Here is a 20830-nt window from a genome sequence, read left to right on the forward strand (position 1 = left end):
TTAAAACTGTACTTCTTCAGTGGCAGTTGCCGGGTGAAGCTCCAAATGTTTTGAGATAATCCTGTTATAAAATTCAATGTAATGCGGCAGAATCTTTTTCAGGTCAAAATCCTGTGCCCTTGTAAAAGCATTTTCCTTAAACTGGTTTAAGACCTCGTCATTTTCAAGAATACTGATTGCTTTTGCCGCCATATCTTCAACATCACCTACATTACTCATATACCCGCAGAAGCCATCTACATTCAATTCAGGTAAACCGCCCGCATTTGAGCTGATTACAGGAACTTTACAGGCCATTGCTTCTAATGCAGCCAATCCAAAACTCTCTGTCTCTGAAGGCATCAGAAATAAGTCGGCCACAGATAAAATCTCTTCAATAGCATCCTGTTTACCCAGGAAACGCACATGATCGCAAATCCCCAGGTCCCTGCAAAGTTGTTCATTGTTCGCACGGTCTGGACCATCCCCTACCATTAATAATTTGGATGGAATCTTTTGCTGGATTAGTTTAAACATTTCGATCACATCAGCTGTCCGTTTTACCTTGCGGAAATTCGACGTATGGATCAATATCCTTTCATTATTAGGTGCAATAGCTTTCTTAAAATGATCCTTTGCTTTCAGACTAAACCTGCTAAAATCTATAAAATTGGGGATCACCTCAATTTCATTCGTAATATCGAAATGTTTCTTGGTATCTTCTTTCAGGTCATGGGAAACAGTAGTAACCCCATCAGATTTATTGATGGAAAAAGTTACAACAGGTTTATAAGTAGGATCTTTACCTACCAGTGTAATATCCGTTCCATGGAGCGTAGTGACAAAAGGAATATGAATACCATACGTTTCCAGAATCTGCTTTGCCATAAAAGCTGCAGAAGCATGAGGGATAGCATAATGTACATGGAGGATATCCAGTTTTTCAAATCTCACCACATCAACCAGTTTACTGGCAAGGGCAGACTCATAAGGAGCATAATCAAATAAAGGATAATCTCTTACAGAAACCTCATGGTAATACAGGTTAGCTGAGAAAAAATCTAATCTTGCGGGCTGACTGTAAGTAATAAAATGGACCTGATGCCCTTCATCGGCCAGTGCCTTTCCCAGTTCTGTAGCCACAACACCACTACCGCCAAACGTAGGGTAACAAACAATACCTATTTTCATTAGAGTATATATAGTTTTTTAAACGTAATAAAGCTTACATGAGCTTATACTCATTATGTTACGCGAGCTCTAAGCTCATATAAGTTTCATTAGAGAACAATTGTTTTTTATTGGTTATGATTGCTCATGATATAATATTCCTTATGATAAGGAGAGCTGAAGATCATGATGCTTTCATTAATATAAATTCTGTACAGTTTTTATAAAACTGTTTTACAATTACAAATTACAGCACTTAAGCTGAGCTTTGTGTTAAACAATTGCAATTATTTTGTTGCGTAATGAAATTACTTGCCCATTTCTGCCTGGATTACCAGATACATCTCGTTAGGTCGTTGTGTACCAATGTAATACTCCAGGCCATCTCTGTCGGTCAACACCACCGCATCCTTACCAGATGAGTAAAAACGAATCGTTCCTTTATGGTGTAAATTATAAACAGGATTATTAAACAGGTAACTGCTATAGGTATCTTTTCTAACGCTGACAATACTATTCAGGTCGATCTTCACTCTCTTTGCTGTCCAAAGGCCATCGATAATAATGCTTTTATTCAAAATGGTAATCTTATACTGAATCATAAATAACAGGATGATAGAAATCCCGATGATTCCAAAACCTACCACAAGGAAAAGATCCTGTGTATTATCGCGGTCCCTTTCATAAACATAGGCACCAAAACAGAACGCCGCCATTAACAGCCGGATACAAATCCTGATGTAATCGCGCCCAATATATTGTTTCTCCAGAAAAGCGGGCTTACTACTCATTTAATTAAAATTCTGCTCGAATATAACGACTTTTTTTGTTGTTGAGGTGACTTTATATCGATTGTCCTGACGCAGGCCAACTACCCATACTACCTCTCCGTTTCCATTAATCAAAATCGGAACAGCCGACTTTTCCGGAAGAGGAATTTTCTGATCGATAAAAAAATCACTCAAGTTTTTATAATTTTTCATCCCTATCGGCATAAAACGGTCACCTTCCTGCCAGCTTCTGATCACCAGCGGAAAGATCAGCTGATCGGCATCTACAAAAGCTTTATGTTTATTATTTTCAAAAGATAGTTCATCTGAATAGGTTATGATAATAGACTGATTGTTAAGCAGGACATGATGTACTCCATGATGAATGATCTTATTAAGACCTGCTGCTGCCGAGATCCTGGTGATGATCATCTCAATTCTGTCAATCGTAATCCGGTGACTGCTACTATAAAATGAAGTTCCGCTTTGTTTAGTCAGGGAATTCAGTACCTCCTCCAGCACTACTGCTGTGAAATTATAATCTTTTAAGAGTTCAAATAACAGCAGCTTTTTAGGGTTTAACCTGCCGATTTTCTCCATTGAAATATAAATCCCGTTACCTCTCTCTTCACAAATATCTGATTTCAGCTGAGCTACCACCTGCTGTAATACCAGTTCTGTCTCTGTAAAACGCTGTATATTTTGCGCAAAGGTATGCTCCAAACTGGGGTTGATCTCCTTTAATTTAGGGATTACATTCAGCCTGATCTTATTTCGCGCATAAGCAGCACTCCCATTGGAGCTGTCTTCAACAAATGCTAACCCATTGGCGGCAATCAGCTCTTCGATCTGGTTCCGGGAAAGAAAAAGCAAAGGCCTTACCAGATAATCTCTTTTTGGCAGAATACCATGGAGACCCGAAATTCCGGTACCCCTTACCAGATTAAGCAAAATGGTTTCTATAGCATCATCCTGGTGATGGGCAACTGCAATTCGGTCGAAACCTTTCTCTCCCCTTAATTGTTCAAACCAGCGGTACCGAAGGTCGCGGGCAGCCATCTGGGTAGAGATCCTTTGGGCAGCTGCATACGCTTTGGTATCAAAATGTGTAACATAAAAAGGTACGTCCAATGATGAAGCCAGCTCAAGGACAAACTGCTCATCCCTTTGCGACTCTGCTCCCCTCAGTTTGAAATTGCAATGTGCAATCCCAAAATTATAACCAGCCTGCTTAAAAAGATGAACCATCAAAACAGAGTCTTTCCCCCCGCTTACAGCCAGTAAAATTCTGTCTTCCGGATCAAAAAGACTATTCTGATTAACATAATCAATAAAATTCTGTAAGGGTAACATCTTCCAAAAATATTAATTTTAAGCTGTCTACTTATTAATATTACAATATAAAAAATATGAATATCAGACAAACTAAACCATGTTAAGTTAGATTATTCAAATAATGACACAAATACCTTACAAAAAACTAACTTTGCATCGTGCAAAAAATACACACCCACAGTAAACAAAATTTGTTTTCTAACCTTCATGGATTTTTCATGAATTTACTATACACTGCGCCGGGCAAGATCATGACAGGCTTTCTCCTGTTCTTTTTGTTTTCTTTCCAGCTCTCTGCACAGCAAAAAACTAAAATTATCCTGATCAGCTCATTAAGGAGCCATGTGATCACAAAAACAGATATCACTTATCTGAGAAACCCTGTGTTTAAACAGGATAACGCAATTCTTACCTGCGACAGTGCTGTTTTTTATACAGCGAAGAATTACTTCGAAGCTTATAATAACGTACATATCAACCAGGCAGATACGATCAATATTTATTCCGACCGCCTTACTTATGATGGAAATGCAAAAATTGCCCATTTAACCAGCAATGTACGCCTGATAGATAAAGCCTCTACCTTAACCACCAATACACTGGATTATAACATGTTTACCAAGGTAGGTACCTATGTAGACGGTGGTAAAATTGTCAATAAAGATGGAACAGTCATTACCAGCAAAAACGGTTATTATTTTGCCAATACCAGGGATGCCTATTTCCGCTACAATGCCGTGGTCGTTACCGATCAGACAACGATAAAATCTGATACCCTGCGTTACAATACCTTCACCAATCAGGCCTATTTTTACGGCCCCACCAATATTCTGGAAAAAGACGGCAACCTGTATACAGAAAATGGGGCTTACAATACCAAAACCAATTATGCCTATTTCGGCAAAAACAACCTCTACACCTCAGGCAGCCGATCATTGAAAGGAGATAGTTTATACTATGATGGTGTTGCCGGTTACGGTAAGGCTGTTAAAAATATTTTATTCAGGGATACGGTAGATAAGATGATCATGCGGGGACAGCTGGGTTATTATTACAAAGCAGACGAGCGAACCCTGGTGACCAGGAATGCCTATGCAGGGATGGGTACCAGCGATTCCATTATGGTGAACACGGTTAAACAGCCCGATAGTTTATGGCTGGGCGCAGATACCCTGGAAACGCAAATGGTCTTACTAAAAACTGTTAAAGTATTGAAAGGGCCGGCAATAAAAAAAGACAACGAACTCGGCGAAGAAGAACGTGATGGTACCGTATTTGGCAAAGGCAAAAAAGCTAAAGTAGGTGCTGCAACAAAAAAACCTGGAGGGCCACCCGCAAATGGCAAAAAGCCACCTGCAAAAATACCTCCTCCTGCTCCGCCCAAACTAAAAAAAGATAGTCTGGTAAAGGACAGTTTGTCTATGAAGAAAGTCGATTCATTAGGCAAAGTAAATAGCTTTGCGCTCAAAAAACCAGATTCACTGTCAAAAAAGGCGATCCCCATACTCAATAAGGATAGCCTGAAGGCGAATACTCTCAAAGCGAAGAAAATTACCGCTAAAAGCAAATCCAGGTCAAACAAGAAAACACAGCAACTGGAAGAGGTGGTGCAGTTTGCTTTTCCCATCCCGGAACAGCCAACTATTCCTATTCCGAAACAACTGGTGCTCACGCCTTTATATGCGCACAAACAACGTAGTGCCGCCAAAAAACCAGGTGTTAAAAAACAGGCAGACACGCCAAAACAATTGGGGCCAGCAAAACAGCCGGACGCTACAAAACAGCTGGGCCTTAAGTCAACCACGGTAAAGGACAGTCTGCCCATTAACCCGCTGGATACCATGCGGACAAGGGTGATCAAAGCTTACCATCATGTAAACGTATTTAAAACGAACATGCAGGCCAAGTCAGACTCGCTGTATTACACAGGTGCAGATTCTACTTTGCGTTGGTACCGCGATCCGATCATGTGGTCTGAAGGTTCCCAGCAAACAGGAGATACCATTTATTTGCAATTGAGAAACAAAAAACTGAACTCTGTACAGATCATCCACAATGCATTTGCCGTCAATGTAGAGCCCGATTCTGCTAAATATAACCAGGTGAAAGGAAAAATGATCACCGGCTTCTTCAAAGACGGAAGACTAAGTCGTATGTATGTAGATGGAAATGCAGAAACCGTATATTTCACCAAAACTGAAGACGGAAAAAAATACGATAAAATGAATCAGACCATCAGCAGCAGGTTGAAGATCGTTTTCAATGGTAGCGACATTAAAGACGTTGTTCCGATCAAAGATGTAGAAGGGGCAACAACACCTGTAGCAGATCTTAAAAAAGACGTAATTTTAACAGGCTTTCTGTGGAAGCCTGAACTCAGGCCGAGGTCAAAACGAGATATTACCAATCCGAAAAAGATCATTAAACCTAAAGATCCTGCAGCCAAAACCGATGTAAAAGGATTGGTTAAAGATTTGAAGAAAGCCCTGCCTAAAGGTTTACCAAAAGGACTGCCTAAAGGGACAAATCCGGGAACGGTTAAATCAATGGCCACTCAGCTTCCAAATCAGGCTGGTATGATCAAACAGCTGACTAAAAAGGCAGATTCACTGAACTTACAGAAAATCATTCCTCCCAGCCTGATCGATACTGCTGTAAAAGCTATGCCCAAATTGATTAAAAAAGCAGACTCTTTGTCTAAAGCGCCTTCTCCTTTAAAAAGTGAATAAGCTTGCGCATGGCTATAGCACGGTGACTGATCTCATTTTTCTGTGACATGCTCATTTCGGCAAAAGTCTGTTCATAGCCATCTGGTTGAAAAACGGGGTCATAACCAAAGCCGTTTCCGCCGGTTGGGGTTTTTCGGATAGTGCCATTTACGGTACCTTCAAAAAGAAAACGCTCTCCGTTTTGGATCAGTGAAACTACTGTTCTGAAACGTGCTTTCCTGTTCTTCTCCCCTTCCAGTTTTTGCAACACCAGGCGAAGGTTGGCCTCATCACCTCTTTCCCCGGCATATCTGGCAGAATATATTCCCGGCTCATTATTTAAAGCCTCAACTTCGAGTCCGCTGTCGTCAGCAAAGCAGTCCAGATGAAAGTTTTCGGCAACAAAACTGCTTTTTAATTCTGCATTACCGGCAAAGCTATCCGCGGTTTCAGGTATATCTGTCGTGCAGCCAATGTCCTTTAAATTTAACACCTCATATTCACCCGAAAGCAAAGTACGCACCTCCTCTGTTTTATGCTGATTATTTGTAGCAAATACTAGTTTTTTCATCAGTAAATATTTGTTTTATCTTAGTATTTATTATTTTTTTTTAATGCTTTCCAGCTGCCTGCGGCAGTTTCATTTTCGATAAAGCTGTCATTACTATCTTTTCCATGGGCTCTTATTGCTTTTATATAAATTCAAGAGCTCAAAAAGCTCAGTTTCTAACTGTTTGCAGGTTCTATACTGATGATGGTCTAATCATATAGAAAGTTGTTTCAGGCTGCCCCATAAAGTTTTTTTCCCCTGCAGGTCGTCGGCAAGCGTATCCAGGTTTCCCGAAAAAATCAGCTGCGTGGTTCCTACAAGGTGGACAACATGATGGGCATGTTCACCCAGGCCCAACTGTACGGGTGCAACGCCAAAAACTAAAGAAAGCTTACTGGAAAAGAAACTGGTTAGCTCTGAAAATGTTGCATTTTCATAAGTGATATAGTTCAGCAAGGCAAAATCATTGGCTGTTAACTGCAGGGCCTTCACAATGTTCCGCAACAACTCCCTGCCCTTTTCTGTACTGACATCATTGTTTGCGTCATTAACCAGGATCAGAATATTCTTTTCATTTTTACCCAGCGATTTAAATACCCTCGGCACTGCTGCTTTTACTTCAGGCAGGCTAACTGCAGGTGTAACATCCGGAGTGCTGACCAGATAAATATCCTCATTAAAAAACAGACGTAACGCTTCGGCACTGGTGGTGAGTTGATCGCCCATGAATGATGTGTTTTTGGGAAATAAATTTTGTGTTAAAATTAGTTAAATATCCTATTATAGTGCCTTAATTTATTACTTTTATACCTTAAAACTACCATAGTTAAATCTCTGTGAGAAAAACCTGCTGTCTTATTATTCTCTGTTTTTTCTATTTCGGTACTGTCGCACAAAGCGTTGCTGTAATAAACGGCAATCCCATCAGCCAGAAAGAATTTGTATGGGTCTATAAAAAACACCGTCCGGGGAATCTTAAACCGACTATGTCAGATCTAATTTCCTTCCTGAATATATATATTGATTTTAAACTGAAGGTACAGGATGCCCGCGAATCAGGACTGGATAAGGACAGCACTTACATTTCAGATACTAACAATTATCAGGAAGCCCTCCTTGCTGCGGTGCCACCTGAAGCCAGAAAAGCCGACTATTCACTGGTGATCAACGAATACAGGGAAGCGGTTTTACTGTTCAATATCTCGCAGATTAAGATATGGGACCGGATTGAAGACAACGAAGATACCATCCATGAATATTATACAGCACACCCGGACCTCTATGCTAATCAGACTTACGATGATGCTAAAAGCGAAGTAACTGCCGATTACCAGAAAAAAATGGAGTGCGATTGGGTAACCTCATTAAGAGAAAAATATAAAATCACCATAGATCAGGATGTCCTGAGAAAGCTAATCAGATAATACAGCCTTACAAATCATTGAATAATAGTAAATTTGCAAATAAAATATAATTGAAGAAAATATAATGAAGAAAGTTTTATTGATGGCAAGCGGGTTGCTCTTCTTGTTTTTAAATGTACAAGCCCAACAAAAAAGCGTAGATAAGGTAATAGCGGTACTTGGAAGTGATGTAATCCTGCTATCTGAATTGAACCAGCAATATGTGATGTACCTTAACTCAGGTAACCCGGTTGACGAAAAGGTAAAATGTTATATCTTACAGCAAATGCTGGTTCAGCATCTATTGAAACAACAAGCTGATATTGACTCTGTAATGGTAGACGATAAATCTGTGGATGATGAACTGGACAGAAGGATGCGTTACCAGATCCAGCGCGCAGGCGGTCAGGATAAACTCGAAGAATTTCTGAACAAATCTGTGCTACAGTATAAAGATGAATTGAGACCTGATGTAAAAGATCAGCTTCAAGCCAATAAAATGCAGGGAACAATTACTGAAAAAGTAAGCGTAACACCTGCAGAAGTGCAAAAATATTATGAGTCTTATAAAAAAGACAGCTTACCTGATATTCCTGCAGAATATGAAGAAGGAGAAATTGCACTCCAGCCACAACTGACTAAAGAAGAAAAACAGCGTTTTTATGATAAACTGGATGCAATCAGGCTGCGTGTAAAAAGCGGTGAGGACTTTGGCTTTTTAGCTAAAACCTATTCCGAAGACCCGGGTTCTGCTACAGAAGGCGGAGATTTAGGTTTCTTTGACCGTACCCAAATGGCTAAAGAATTTACAGCCTGGGCTTTTAAACTGAAACCAGGTGAACTTTCACCAGTGTTCGAAACAGACTTTGGGTTCCACATCCTCCAGGTAGTTGAACGAAGAGGAGAACAGGTACATGCACGCCACATTCTAATCCGTCCTCAAACTACGCCGGGAAGTTTAACGCGTACAAAAATGCATGCAGACAGTATTTATACCAATATCTTAGATAAAAAGTTAAGTTTCTCTACAGCTGCTTCACTGTATTCAGCTGATAAAGATTCAAAATACAATGGCGGGATGGTTTTATTCTCGGGGAACTCAGCAAGAACAACGTTTATTCCCGCTGATAAATTAGATCCAAAAGTATTCCTGGTACTGGATACCATGAAAGTTGGAGAAATCTCTAAGCCGGTTCCTTATACTGCAACTGATGGAAAAGAAGGTTATAAAATTATCCTGTTAAAATCAAAAACCCCGCCGCATAAAGGAAACCTTGATCAGGATTATACCAAATTCAAGGAAAAAGCACAGCAGCAAAAGCAGGACCGTGTAATGAGCGAATGGTTTGAGAAAAGAAGAAAGAACACTTACATCAGAATTGACGAAGATTATGCCACCTGTCCTGAATTGAAAATATGGACCAAACCTGAGGCTGACAAAGGAATGCCAGGTGTAACCATTGATTCAAAAATACCTGATGTATCACAACCTACAAAAACAAAAAAGGCCAAAAAAGTAAAACCGGCAAAAACCATTCCACCGGCAACTACTACAGTTGAGCCATTAACGCCAACAGTACCACCAGCAGCACCAGGAGCAACAGGAAATTAAAATATGCAGTATCCTAACGACATAGCGGCAGTTGATGCCCTTCACCAGTCTTATCTTAACATTAAAAAAGAGATTGGGAAAGTCGTTATTGGACAGGATGAAGCCGTAAAATCAGTATTAATCTCCATTTTCAGTAATGGCCATTGTTTACTGGTTGGTGTTCCCGGACTCGCTAAAACATTACTTGTTCAAACGATAGCCGATGTGCTGGACCTGAATTTTAACAGGATACAATTTACACCAGACCTGATGCCGGGTGATATTATCGGCGCAGAAATTTTAGGAGAAGACAGAACGTTTAAGTTTATTAAAGGACCTGTCTTCTCTAATATTGTTCTTGCTGACGAGATCAACAGGACCCCTCCAAAAACACAGGCCGCTTTACTCGAAGCCATGCAGGAGAAAGCGGTTACCGCAGCAGGATTCAGACATACCTTACCTAAACCTTTTTTTGTATTAGCTACTCAGAACCCAATTGAACAGGAAGGCACCTATCCTCTTCCAGAGGCTCAGCTTGATCGTTTCATGTTCAATGTGCAGTTAACTTACCCAAGTTTCGCAGAAGAGCTGATCATCGTTAAAAACTCTACCGGTGGCGATACAGTAACCCTCAGGAAACTGATCAACGCAGAACAGATTCAGTTTTTTCAACAGCTGATCAGAACCATTCCTGTAACAGACCATGTTTTAGAATACGCCGTTAAATTAACAGGAAAAACCCGTCCCGGATCTGCGTTGGCAACTGCCGAGATCAACCAGTATGTAAATTGGGGAGCAGGCCCCAGGGCATCCCAGTTCCTGATCTTAGGGGCTAAATGCCACGCTGCCATATCCGGCAAATACTCACCGGATATTGAAGATGTAAAAGCTGTAGCAGAGGCTATTCTCCGCCACCGTATCGTAAGAAATTACCGTGCAGAGGCAGAAGGCCTAAGCGTAGAAAAGATCATTCAGAACTTATTGTAATCTATCGTTTCGATTTGGCTGGTTGCTCAGGAAGTTCCAGCGACTGAAATAAATTAGGATAATCTGTGATGATACCATCAACCCCCAAACCAACCAGGTAATTCATTTCTTTCAGGCTGTTTACTGTCCATGGAATAATTTTCACACCTGCAGCATGGCAGCGCTCTACCAATCCTTTACCCACTAAAACCGAATAAGGACTATAAACAGTTGGATTAAATCCTAAAGCCTGGATATTATTTTCAAAATCTTCCTTTTCATCAATCATCAGGTCGGTTTTCATTTTAGGATACTTCTCATGTACATATTGAAGGCACCTCACATCAAACGCCTGAACAATAGTCCTTTTAGCGATCTTTTTTGAATTGATCACACCCATCACCAATTCCGAAAACTCTGCCGGTTCAGGATGAAATTCCCCATCTCCCTTACGGATGGTTTTTATCTCAATTGCATAATTAGGTTTTGGCAATTTGTGCAGTTTAACATAGGCTTCCACAGAATCGATCACTTCCGTCAGTAAAGGCTTATGGGCCTTAAACTTCTGCTGACCAGGGAAACGTTTATGAAACTTACTTCCAACATCAAACTGCCTGATCTCTGCATAATCCATATGGTACAGGTTATACTTCTTCTCGTCAGCCAGTGGAATATCTTTCCCGGCAGGGGTTAAACTGATCTCATTGTTAAAATAAGGTTCATGGGAAAGTACTACCAGGTTATCTTTGGAGATCACTACATTCATTCCAATGGTTGTGGCGCCAAGGTCTAGCGCACGCAGCATGCCGGCAACCGTATTTTCGGGTACCAGCCCTCTCGCTCCCCTATCGCTTTGCTTGTCAAATTGCTGGGCATGCAATTGCAGGTTAAGCAGGATAACCAGTACTAACAACGTATATTTCTTCATGTAAAATTCTTTAAATGATAAAATCTAAAAAGAGGAACAAGATTAGTCAAAAAAAAGGGTTTCTTAACCTTTTGTTTAAGAAACCCCTTTTTTTGTTGTCTGCCGGCTATCGTTCTGCAGGCGTATAGATCTGCTGGATTAAATTCCAGTTGTGGTCAGCCTCACGTTCATAAATGAATACATAATTAAAGCTTTCCCTTAAATCTGTTCTGTAATCTATTGTAGCCACACCATAAGTATAAGCAAGATCACCACCAGAGGCTCTGTCAGCCTGGATAGTCTTAAATGAGATTTTACTCACCAGGCTATTATAAAATGCAACGATTTTATCTTTACCTATGATCGGTTCATATCCTGGAAAATTCACCCTGGCATTAGGACTCAAAAATCCACCAAAGGCGCCTACTCCGTAAGACTTCAGCATGGCGTCCATTGTCTTTTCTGTAGTCAGGATAATTTCTCTTTTTGAAGCAATTTGTTTAGGCCCGTCAAGAGGTGGTTTATAATAATCTGTAGGTTCTTCAAATTTGGTCGTTACCGGGTGTAATGGTTTATTATGGCTATCATTGATATCCAATACCATTTCCCATCTGCCACCGGCAGAAGTTTTCCAAATGGAAAGATACTGGCCGTAAGCTTTCTCGGTACCGTCAACGGTATAACCTCCTGTGATAAAACCCCAGTCGCCGCTGCGGGAAACCCTTCCGAAATCGGGTGTAAAGATGATATTCTTATCGTTAGGCTGTGTAGCATAATATGATTTTACATTCACAGGATTGGGTCTGAAAACGAGTCCCTTACTGGCACTAAAAGAGGTATAGGCAGATTTAACGCCATTTTTGGCAGCACTTTCCGTAAATTCCTGTTCAGCTTTTAAAAGTGATTTCGTAGTAGCATCACTGCGTTGTGCATATGCCCCGAAAGTAAACGATGCAGCGATTACGGTGCAGATAAATTTATTGATCATATTAAGATTAGTGGTATTAAATATTAGGGTTGTTTCTAAATTCTTATTATTGTTTATTCCATGTAGTACCTTCTTTGCTATCTTTCAGCTGGATACCCACCTCTTGCAGCCCTATACGAATCTTATCTGAAGTAGCGTAATCCTTATTCTCCTTTGCACTTTTCCTGATATCGATCACCATATTCAGTACAGCATTTAACTCTGTATTGGAGGTATCCTCATCTTTGAGCCCGAAGATATCATAGACAAAATCCTGCATCAGCTGTTTTAAGACATCCAGCTCCGTTGCAGAGATCTGCCCTTTTCCATCATATACAGTATTGATGATCCTGGCAGCTTCAAACAACTCTGCAATAACTACAGGACTGTTAAAATCATCATCCATTGCTTTTAAGCAGTTTAATCTGATCGGTTCGATCTCAAAATCACTTGTAGCAGCAGGCACGAGTTTTTCCAGCAGGCTTAAAGAGTTCATCAACCTTCTGAAACCCTTTTCAGAAGCATCCAATGCGTCATTTGAAAAATCAAGCGTACTGCGGTAATGTGCCTGCAGCATAAAAAACTTCACCGTCATCGGGCTATAGCCTTTCTTTAACAGGGGATGTTCCCCGCTAAACAGCTGTAAGGGCATAAAACCATTACCGGCCGTTTTAGACATCCTTGCACCATTTACCGTCAGCATATTGGTATGCATCCAGTATTTAGCGGGATGTTTATGATAACAGGCCTCAGACTGTGCAATCTCATTGGTATGGTGCGTAGCTGCAAGATCCATTCCACCGCCATGGATATCAAACTCCTCACCCAGGTATTTCGCGCTCATAGCAGAGCACTCGATATGCCACCCGGGAAAACCAACACCCCATGGCGAAGGCCAGCGCATCAGCGTTTCTGGTTTGGCCTTAATCCATAAAGCAAAATCCAGTCGCCCGTGTTTTTCATCCTGGCCACCCAGTTCGCGTGTATTGGCCAGCATATCATCCAGGTTGCGGTTGGTCAGTATGGTATAATTGTATGTCTTACTATATTTTTCTACGTCAAAATAAACCGTGCCACCAGCTTCATAAGCATAACCGTTAGCTACAATCTCTTTGATCATTTCTATCTGTTCGATAATATGGCCGGTTGCTGTTGGCTCAATGCTTGGCGGCAGGGTATTAAACATTCTCAATACATCATGAAATCCAAGTGTATACTTCTGCACAATCTCCATCGGCTCCAGCTGCTCCAGCTTCGCCCTTTTGGCAAACTTGTCGTCCCCTTCATCACGATCGCCCTCCAAATGTCCTGCATCCGTAATATTGCGCACATAGCGCACTTTATAACCCAAATATTTAAGGTACCTGAATATTAAATCAAATGAAATGAACGTACGGCAGTTACCCAAATGCACATCGCTGTAAACAGTAGGCCCGCAAACATACATTCCAACGTGATTGCCATTGAGGGGTTCAAAGTTTTCCTTTTTACGCGTAAGGGTGTTATATAGCTGTAAGCCGTTTTCCATGGGTATGATGATTGTGACTGGTAAAGGTAGAAAATTGCCGATATATTAATTGATCCTTAAGTCACTTCTTACAGGAAAATGATCAGATAACTTAGCCTCTATAATACGGTGATTAATTATTTTTATGGTTTTGGTTGCAGAGATATAATCGATCTGGAAATTTGGAAACTTCCCGTTATAGGTACGTCCAAAACCCGTTCCCTTTTCAACAAAGGAATTGTTCAGGGATTCAGTCATTTGAGTAACGGCATAAGAAGCTGGCGTATCATTAAAATCCCCTGCAATGATAAATGGAGTAGTACAGGTTTTCATATGCGCTTTCATGATATCCACTTGCGCACTCCTTCTCAAAAAAGCAGTCCTTAGCATGCCTGCAATTCTTTTTGTCGGGGTGATTTCAGCTTCCATGGCCTTTACTTTTTCCAGGTAATTGTAATCCTGTTTATCAAAAGATATAGACTGCATATGAACATTATATACCCGGATCACTTTTTCATTTACCCTCACATCAACAAAGATACCGCAGTTGCCGCCGTGTTCATTACTGAAAGGTATTACGCCTTTATTCACAATAGGAAATCTTGAATAAATAGCCATCCCATTAGCTACAGAGTTACTTTCTGTGGTTGGAATAAAATAATTGTCAGGTTTCCTTGTATTTAAGATCTGCTTTAAACTATCGGTTACATCAAAAGAACCTTTGCGCTGAGAAACATATTCCTGGAAGCAAATGATATCAGGGTTTTCATCCTTCACCAGGTCGAGCATTTGATGTTTGGTGAGTTCGTCATTCCCCGGGTCGTAAGGCCTAAAGCTATGCACGTTGTAAGTCATCATTCTTACCAGATCTGACGCAGGCTTAGGCCCCTCTCCAGCTTCGCCGCTAAAACTTATGGTGGCAATCAGTGCATGCCAGCCCATACCGATAATACCGGCAGTGACGATAGCATACAACAGTTTCCCGCGCATAGCCCATATCAGCACCATCCCTGCATTTACCAGCAGCAGAACCGGATAAGCCAGCCCAAAAAAAGCAATTAAAACATGCTTCCTTGGATCAGTATGTCCGGCAACTATTCCCAGAATCAGTGCAATGGCGGATACAATGCTGATCAGCAGGTAGATTTTCTCTAAAAATGTAAGCTCACGTTTCTTCATTAATTTTTACTCGCCTTAAACAAGGTTTCCTTTTCCTCTTTACTTAATTTATCATATCCTGCTTTGGAGATCTTATCTAGGATAGCATCAACTTCCCGCTGATTAACGGTATTCGTTGTATTTTTCCGACCTGTACCTGCTGCTTTTGGCGAATCATTTCTAACTACCTTCAGTTTTGGTTTTTTCTTAAACCAGTTGCTCCAGTCATTTCCATTTTGCAATAGTTTAATATAAATAAACCCGAAAAAAGCACCTCCCAGATGGGCAAAACTTCCGCCTGCATTGGTAGAAGCAATACCTACCAGATCAATGATGATATAGACCAGAACAACATACCTGAGTTTTACACTGCCAATCAACATCAGGCTGATGGTATAATCTGGCAGTAAGGTAGCACAGGCTACAGCAATGGCCATTACCGAAGCAGAAGAGCCAATAACTGTTGCAGCGTAAACACTTCCGGAAAAAGCAGGGAAGATATTATAGGCAAGGGCAAAAAATACAGCTCCCATCACACCTCCCAAAAGATATACAAAGTGGAACTGTCTAGGTTTCAGGAACTCTAAAAAGATCCTTCCCATCCAAAACAGCCACAGCATATTAAAAAGGATATGCAGAATATCTTCGTGAAGAAACTGGTAGGTTAAAACCGTATAAAACCTGATTGGCAGCTTTGGTATAGCGGCCGGAAAAGCAAAATATTCCCTTACATAATCGATAAAGCGCATGCTCGTATTTCCGGCAAGGAAATAAGTAACGCCAAATAGGGCAACAGCGACGAAGACCAGGGTATTCATTCCAATATAGAAGAACACAGGATCTCCTGACTTAAAAACTTTGTATTTCAGGTCTTCTAAAAGATTATTCTTAGTCATAATAGTCGTAAAATGTATTTTTTTCTTTCCAGAACTTAACCAGCAGGAAGCCTAACAATGCACCGCCCAAGTGGGCATAATGTGCTACTGAATCTCCCTGGAAGCTGGCCACCCCCAAACTTAACTCTATCAAAATATAGACCGGAATAATGTATTTTGCCTTTACAGGTACCGGAATAAACATAATGTACAATTCCGCATTGGGATACAACATCCCAAAGGCCACCAGCAACCCAAATATCGCTCCTGAAGCGCCAATCATTGGCCCCGAGTAGATGCCCAGCAAGGTTTGACCCTGAGCTGGAGTTAAACCACTTAGATTTAAAGAAGACATTCCTTTGGCAACATCTATAGAAACCGCTCCGGGATTAAAAACAGAACCCGTTATCTGATAAACTTCAAAAGCTTGTACGCCCCATTGCAGCGCCAGTGCACCCAAACCAGTGATCAGGTAAAAATAAATAAACCGCTTTTCACCCCACCTGGTTTCTAAAACAGACCCAAATGAGTAAAGGGCAAACATATTGAATAAAATATGTGTAAAACCGCCATGCATAAACATATAGGTTATCGGCTGCCATACTTTAAACAATGGAGAATCAAAGTAAAAAGCCCCCAGGTAAAATCCAAGCTCTATCCCTTTGGATTGAAAAACGTAAGTAGCTGCAAAGAACAGGATATTAATAATCAGCAGGTTCTTGACTAGCGGGGGTATATGAATATTGTTCATTATTATTTATCAAATTTTCTATCTAATTCTGTCAGTGACATCGTTTGGATCACTGGCTTACCACTGATGCTAAAGTTAGGTGCCTTGCAGGCAAACAACTGTTCAATCAGCATATTCATTTCTTCCTGTCCCAGTACCACCCCGCTTTTTATGGAACTATTCCTGGCCATACTGCGGGCCAGGGCATCTCTTTTATCCAGCTTCAGTTCCTGCTGTGAATTTTTAAACCCTTCTATCAAATGTTCAAAAAGCTGCGTTTCGTTAATCTGGTTACTCCCTAAATCAACAGGAATCCCCTCAATGACCAGCGTGTTCTTACCAAATTCCCTTACTTCAAAACCCAGGCTTTTGATATCGTCCAGCAGACTCTTAGCCAGTTCATAATCATTAGGGCTTAAGGTAACGGTTTGCGGAAATAAACTTTGCTGAGAAGCACCTTTTCTATCCTCCAGATGCAGACTAAAACGCTCATACAGTATCCTTTCGTGTGCCGCCTGCTGGTCAATTAACATTAAACCAGATTTGATCTGTGAAATAATATATTTATTGTGGAGCTGCATTAATTGTTTCTGCACAGGGGCATACTTATCTTCTGGTCCGTTTCCCGGCAATTCCATGGAAACCTGTTCAACCGGGTTATGATCAACAATCTCATACAATGACCCCCAGTTCTTGGTGCTTTGTTCCCTGCTGCCTTCCGTGTTCCGGTAAGCGGTAAAACCTCTTTCAGGAACTTTCTCTTCACTGAAAGGATTAAAATCAGGATTAAAGCTGATACTTGGCGGTACAATCTCATCCAGCGACTTAGGGCTGATCATACTGCTGAAAGCAGTTTCCTGATCGAAATCTATCGTCGGACTGATGTTAAACCTGCCCAGGGAGCGTTTAACAGCAGAGTGAATAATCGCATAAATTGATTTCTCATCCAGGTATTTGATCTCCGTTTTGGTAGGATGAACATTCACATCGATCTTTGAAGGATCAATATCAATGAACAGCACATACAGCGGAAAATTCTCTTCGGCCAGTAATTCTTCGTATGCTTTGTTAACCGCGTGGTTCAGATAGGCGTCTTTAATAAAACGGTTGTTTACAAAAAAGAACTGTTCTCCCCTGGTTTTTTTGGCAAACTGAGGTTTCCCGATAAAACCTTTCAGGTTAATGATGGTGGTCTCTTCCTCTACGGGAATCAGCCTTTCATTGTAATTATTTCCAAACAAATGGATGATACGCTGTTTAAGCGCCGATGAAGGCAATCTGAAAATTTCCAGTCCGTCGTGATGTAAACTAAAGGCAATGGCCGGATTTGCCAGTGATACCCTTTGAAATTCGTCAATGATATGACGCATCTCTGCCGGGTTACTTTTCAGGAAATTGCGTCTTGCAGGTGTATTAAAAAACAGGTTCTTGATACAAATACTGGTACCTGCGGAAGTAGCTACCGGCTCCTGTTTAGTAACTGTTGACCCTTCAATTTCTATTAAAGTCCCCAGTTCATCTTCATGACGGCGGGTTTTCATTTCCACCTGTGCTATAGCAGCTATAGAGGCCATCGCCTCTCCACGGAACCCCATTGTGCGTATCGCAAACAGATCTTCTGCCTTACGTACCTTTGATGTTGCATGTCGTTCAAAACACATACGTGCATCGGTGACACTCATCCCACAGCCATTATCTATGACCTGAATCAGCGCCTTTCCTGCATCTTTAAGGATTAACTGTATCTTATTTGCCCCCGCATCTATTGCATTTTCCATCAATTCTTTTACTGCCGATGCTGGTCGCTGAACTACCTCTCCGGCAGCAATTTGATTAGCGACACTCTCGGGTAAAAGTTGTATTATATCTGACATTTATCTCCTTCGTAAAGGTTGCTAAATTAACGAAAATAAGCCTTATACATAAATCTTTTGTTTTTAAATACCAATTAATGACTAAGCCGGTATAAGCTTTTTATATCTTTAACGTTTTGTTAGAACTAAAAGAATTTATGCCAAAAAGTAACCTCGTGCAAAGCATTACCCTTTGCATCATTGCAATTTTCAGCCTCAGCGCCTGTGCACAGGAACATCAGAAAAATGAAGAGCTGCTAAAAACCAACAATAATATCCTCCAGCATACCATTTTGCTGAATAACCAAAGCAGCCTCGTTCCCATTACAGAACTGGAGAAAAAAACTATTGCTTCGGTAAGCCTGGGCTTTAGCTTCCAGTCTGCGGCCGACAGCCTGCTGAGTAAATATACCAGAATATCTTCATTTACATCAGCCAATTACGAGACGTCTACCGCCTTATATAAACTGGAAGACGACCTGAAATATTTTAATACCGTGATCATTTCCATTCCTGATCAGGAGACGGCCAATGCCCGGTATATCAATTTTATTAGCTCCATCTCCAAAAACAAATCTGTGATTGTAGCTTTATATGGAGAACAGAGAAGCCTGGCTGCATTTGATGCGCTTAATATCCCGGTGATCTGGTGCCAGCAAAAAAGTGCCGCTGCTGCGATACTGATTCCTCAGGTAATTTTTGGAGGAATTGCTGCAGGCAACAAGTTAACCGCCAATATCTCCGGAAAATATACTGCCGGTTCTGGTTTTACCACTACGGCTACCCGTTTAAAATATACTTTCCCTGAAGATGCAGGTGTAAATTCAGATAATCTGAGTGAAATTAACCGTATCGCCGCAGAGGCAATTGATGCCAGGGCAACTCCGGGATTGGTAGTTTTAGTAGCCAAAGACGGAAAAGTGATTTTTAACAAAGCTTATGGCAACCATACTTATGGCGGCGTTCCCGATAAGGTGAGCGATATCTTCGATCTGGCTTCTGTCACTAAAATTACGGCCACTACCCCCATGGTAATGCGGTTGGTTGAAGAAAATAAGCTTAAATTAGACACCAACATCGGCGCTTATATTGCCATGGCCAGAACTACGGCAATGAATGATATTCAGGTAAGAGAGGTTATGCTGCATCAGGCAGGATTTATTCCTTACATCCCTTTCCATGAATATGTAAAGGTTACTGATCACAGCCCGGATTCCTCAGCAGATTTCCCAACAAAAGTGGCAGATGGATATTTTCTAAGAAGAGATTACTTCAGAGACGTCATGTGGCCTAAGATGCTGAATGCTCCAATACGTACCCGTGGCAAATATGTATACAGCGATATCAGCATGTATGTGATGAAAGACATTGTAGAGCATGTGAGTGGCGAGCCTTTAAACGAGTATGTGCTCAAAAACTTTTATGCCCCTTTAGGCATGCAGACAGCAGGTTTTTTACCACGGAACAGGTTTAGCAAAGACCAGATCGTGCCAACGGAAAACGATACTTATTTCAGAAAAACACTGTTGTGGGGTTATGTACATGACCAGGGTGCTGCTTTAGCCGGCGGTGTTTCCGGCCATGCCGGTCTCTTTGCCAGCTCAACCGATATGGCCATTCTTTATCAAATGTTACTGAATAAAGGAACTTATGGCGGCCAGCAATATTTTAAACCACAAACCGTAGAAACCTTTACTGCGCGGCAATCCAGTGTAAGCCGCAGGGGATATGGTTTTGATCGCTGGGATCCTGACCTGGCTAAAAAATACCCATCCGCAACAGCCTCACCACAAACCTATGGACATACCGGTTATACCGGAACAGCGGTATGGGTAGACCCATCAAGGGGATTAGTGTATGTATTTTTATCAAACCGCCTCAATCCGACAGAAAATGGCAAACTGGTAAAACTGAGCATCCGCTCACGCATTGAAGAGGTGATCAATAATGCGATAGACAAAGGGGTATCCAACTAAAAATATTTTTTGTCGCTCAAAAACAGAGGGATAGAGAAAGAAGGCACAGAGATGGAAAAAAACATTTTGTATTCAGGTGCAATTCTTTTATAATTGCAGCCCGGTTAGCAAATAACCGCTATTAAAGCCTTCTTAGCTCAGCTGGTAGAGCAACTGACTTGTAATCAGTAGGTCATTGGTTCGATCCCGATAGAAGGCTCAGCAACACAAAGGGACTCCTTGAACAGGGGTCCCTTTTGCTTTTGGTCGGGAACGGGTTTGTAGAAAGCTTTAAAGAAGTTTTATTGTACCCTTAATGAAGCCCTACCATATGTACCCTAACTATACTCTAAAAGTACCCCAGCTATACCCCATGTATACCCCCAGGGGTATACATGGGGTATAG

General features: G+C 41.1%; 17 protein-coding genes and 1 tRNA gene. 6 read left to right on the plus strand and 12 right to left on the minus strand.

Translation table 11 applies throughout. The features are described from left to right. From bshA to tilS, 3 genes are all read right to left on the minus strand, one after another. The gene (gene bshA, locus GSQ84_RS10295) at positions 1–1170 is read right to left on the minus strand and encodes an N-acetyl-alpha-D-glucosaminyl L-malate synthase BshA (protein WP_158797124.1); all 1170 of its coding nucleotides are present in this window, start codon (positions 1168–1170) and stop codon (positions 1–3) included. A gap of 287 nt (positions 1171–1457) precedes the next feature. Continuing rightward, complete coding sequence (locus GSQ84_RS10300) at positions 1458–1940, minus strand: hypothetical protein (protein WP_158797125.1); 483 nt, start codon at positions 1938–1940, stop codon at positions 1458–1460. After that, positions 1941–3272, minus strand: coding sequence for a tRNA lysidine(34) synthetase TilS (gene tilS, locus GSQ84_RS10305; protein ID WP_158797126.1), 1332 nt, complete (start codon positions 3270–3272; stop codon positions 1941–1943). 200 nt (positions 3273–3472) lie between these two features. On the opposite strand from tilS, the gene GSQ84_RS10310 reads away from it, so the two are divergent. Next, a complete protein-coding gene (locus GSQ84_RS10310; RefSeq protein WP_254070821.1) occupies positions 3473–5983 on the plus strand; it encodes an OstA-like protein in 2511 nt (836 codons plus the stop codon). On the opposite strand, the gene GSQ84_RS10315 is transcribed toward GSQ84_RS10310, so the two are convergent. Both GSQ84_RS10315 and GSQ84_RS10320 read right to left on the minus strand, forming a co-directional pair. Continuing rightward, positions 5952–6533, minus strand: a complete 582-nt coding sequence (locus GSQ84_RS10315) for a non-canonical purine NTP diphosphatase (protein ID WP_158797127.1) — start codon at positions 6531–6533, stop codon at positions 5952–5954. The genes GSQ84_RS10310 and GSQ84_RS10315 overlap by 32 nt on opposite strands. 192 nt (positions 6534–6725) lie before the next feature. Next, positions 6726–7238 (minus strand): hypothetical protein, encoded by a 513-nt coding sequence (locus GSQ84_RS10320; RefSeq protein WP_158797128.1) that lies wholly within the window; start codon positions 7236–7238, stop codon positions 6726–6728. 260 nt (positions 7239–7498) lie between these two features. Between GSQ84_RS10320 and GSQ84_RS10325 the strand changes: the two genes are divergently transcribed. The 3 genes from GSQ84_RS10325 (at position 7499) to GSQ84_RS10335 (ending at position 10493) form a co-directional block, all read left to right on the plus strand. Beyond that, positions 7499–7936, plus strand: a complete 438-nt coding sequence (locus tag GSQ84_RS10325) for a hypothetical protein (protein ID WP_158797129.1) — start codon at positions 7499–7501, stop codon at positions 7934–7936. A gap of 64 nt (positions 7937–8000) precedes the next feature. Then, a complete protein-coding gene (locus tag GSQ84_RS10330; RefSeq protein WP_158797130.1) occupies positions 8001–9527 on the plus strand; it encodes a peptidylprolyl isomerase in 1527 nt (508 codons plus the stop codon). A gap of 3 nt (positions 9528–9530) precedes the next feature. Then, positions 9531–10493 carry a MoxR family ATPase gene (locus GSQ84_RS10335; RefSeq protein WP_158797131.1) on the plus strand — a complete coding sequence of 321 codons (963 nt, stop codon included), beginning with the start codon at positions 9531–9533 and terminating at the stop codon, positions 10491–10493. 1 nt (position 10494) lies between these two features. On the opposite strand, the gene GSQ84_RS10340 is transcribed toward GSQ84_RS10335, so the two are convergent. The 7 genes from GSQ84_RS10340 to mutL all read right to left on the minus strand — a co-directional run bounded on the left by GSQ84_RS10340 (position 10495) and on the right by mutL (position 18490). Continuing rightward, entirely contained in the window at positions 10495–11400 is a 906-nt protein-coding gene (locus tag GSQ84_RS10340) for a glycerophosphodiester phosphodiesterase family protein (RefSeq protein WP_158797132.1), read from the minus strand. A 106-nt stretch (positions 11401–11506) separates the two neighbouring features. Beyond that, positions 11507–12367, minus strand: coding sequence for a DUF4440 domain-containing protein (locus tag GSQ84_RS10345; RefSeq protein ID WP_158797133.1), 861 nt, complete (start codon positions 12365–12367; stop codon positions 11507–11509). A gap of 46 nt (positions 12368–12413) precedes the next feature. Then, on the minus strand, positions 12414–13874 hold the full coding sequence (gene cysS, locus GSQ84_RS10350) for a cysteine--tRNA ligase (RefSeq protein ID WP_158797134.1): 1461 nt from the start codon (positions 13872–13874) through the stop codon (positions 12414–12416). A gap of 45 nt (positions 13875–13919) precedes the next feature. Then, complete coding sequence (locus GSQ84_RS10355) at positions 13920–15032, minus strand: endonuclease/exonuclease/phosphatase family protein (protein ID WP_158797135.1); 1113 nt, start codon at positions 15030–15032, stop codon at positions 13920–13922. Continuing rightward, positions 15032–15907: a rhomboid family intramembrane serine protease gene (locus tag GSQ84_RS10360; RefSeq protein WP_158797136.1), complete on the minus strand. Its 876-nt coding sequence runs from the start codon at positions 15905–15907 to the stop codon at positions 15032–15034. Before GSQ84_RS10360 ends, GSQ84_RS10355 begins: the two co-directional genes overlap by 1 nt. Next, positions 15900–16637: a rhomboid family intramembrane serine protease gene (locus GSQ84_RS10365; protein ID WP_158797137.1), complete on the minus strand. Its 738-nt coding sequence runs from the start codon at positions 16635–16637 to the stop codon at positions 15900–15902. Before GSQ84_RS10365 ends, GSQ84_RS10360 begins: the two co-directional genes overlap by 8 nt. 2 nt (positions 16638–16639) lie before the next feature. After that, positions 16640–18490 (minus strand): DNA mismatch repair endonuclease MutL, encoded by a 1851-nt coding sequence (gene mutL / locus GSQ84_RS10370; RefSeq protein WP_158797138.1) that lies wholly within the window; start codon positions 18488–18490, stop codon positions 16640–16642. A gap of 137 nt (positions 18491–18627) precedes the next feature. Between mutL and GSQ84_RS10375 the strand changes: the two genes are divergently transcribed. Together GSQ84_RS10375 and GSQ84_RS10380 are read left to right on the plus strand one after the other, a co-directional pair. After that, entirely contained in the window at positions 18628–20445 is a 1818-nt protein-coding gene (locus tag GSQ84_RS10375; RefSeq protein WP_158797139.1) for a serine hydrolase, read from the plus strand. A 126-nt stretch (positions 20446–20571) separates the two neighbouring features. Next, positions 20572–20644, plus strand: a tRNA-Thr gene (locus tag GSQ84_RS10380). Positions 20645–20830: the final 186 nt, after the last annotated feature.

Source organism: Pedobacter sp. L105 (genome assembly GCF_009765875.1).
Classification (GTDB): Bacteria; Bacteroidota; Bacteroidia; order Sphingobacteriales; family Sphingobacteriaceae; genus Pedobacter.

What these genes read in the sequence shown, in the direction of transcription:
- GSQ84_RS10335 (WP_158797131.1), top strand. Translation starts at nt 9,531, where the DNA reads ATGCAGTATCCTAACGACATAGCGGCAGTTGATGCCCTTCACCAGTCT.
- GSQ84_RS10330 (WP_158797130.1), top strand. Translation starts at nt 8,001, where the DNA reads ATGAAGAAAGTTTTATTGATGGCAAGCGGGTTGCTCTTCTTGTTTTTA.
- GSQ84_RS10375 (WP_158797139.1), top strand. Translation starts at nt 18,628, where the DNA reads ATGCCAAAAAGTAACCTCGTGCAAAGCATTACCCTTTGCATCATTGCA.
- GSQ84_RS10345 (WP_158797133.1), bottom strand. Translation starts at nt 12,367, where the DNA reads ATGATCAATAAATTTATCTGCACCGTAATCGCTGCATCGTTTACTTTC.
- tilS (WP_158797126.1), bottom strand. Translation starts at nt 3,272, where the DNA reads ATGTTACCCTTACAGAATTTTATTGATTATGTTAATCAGAATAGTCTT.
- cysS (WP_158797134.1), bottom strand. Translation starts at nt 13,874, where the DNA reads ATGGAAAACGGCTTACAGCTATATAACACCCTTACGCGTAAAAAGGAA.
- GSQ84_RS10320 (WP_158797128.1), bottom strand. Translation starts at nt 7,238, where the DNA reads ATGGGCGATCAACTCACCACCAGTGCCGAAGCGTTACGTCTGTTTTTT.
- GSQ84_RS10325 (WP_158797129.1), top strand. Translation starts at nt 7,499, where the DNA reads ATGTCAGATCTAATTTCCTTCCTGAATATATATATTGATTTTAAACTG.
- GSQ84_RS10355 (WP_158797135.1), bottom strand. Translation starts at nt 15,032, where the DNA reads ATGAAGAAACGTGAGCTTACATTTTTAGAGAAAATCTACCTGCTGATC.
- GSQ84_RS10300 (WP_158797125.1), bottom strand. Translation starts at nt 1,940, where the DNA reads ATGAGTAGTAAGCCCGCTTTTCTGGAGAAACAATATATTGGGCGCGAT.
- bshA (WP_158797124.1), bottom strand. Translation starts at nt 1,170, where the DNA reads ATGAAAATAGGTATTGTTTGTTACCCTACGTTTGGCGGTAGTGGTGTT.
- GSQ84_RS10310 (WP_254070821.1), top strand. Translation starts at nt 3,473, where the DNA reads ATGAATTTACTATACACTGCGCCGGGCAAGATCATGACAGGCTTTCTC.
- mutL (WP_158797138.1), bottom strand. Translation starts at nt 18,490, where the DNA reads ATGTCAGATATAATACAACTTTTACCCGAGAGTGTCGCTAATCAAATT.
- GSQ84_RS10315 (WP_158797127.1), bottom strand. Translation starts at nt 6,533, where the DNA reads ATGAAAAAACTAGTATTTGCTACAAATAATCAGCATAAAACAGAGGAG.
- GSQ84_RS10360 (WP_158797136.1), bottom strand. Translation starts at nt 15,907, where the DNA reads ATGACTAAGAATAATCTTTTAGAAGACCTGAAATACAAAGTTTTTAAG.
- GSQ84_RS10365 (WP_158797137.1), bottom strand. Translation starts at nt 16,637, where the DNA reads ATGAACAATATTCATATACCCCCGCTAGTCAAGAACCTGCTGATTATT.
- GSQ84_RS10340 (WP_158797132.1), bottom strand. Translation starts at nt 11,400, where the DNA reads ATGAAGAAATATACGTTGTTAGTACTGGTTATCCTGCTTAACCTGCAA.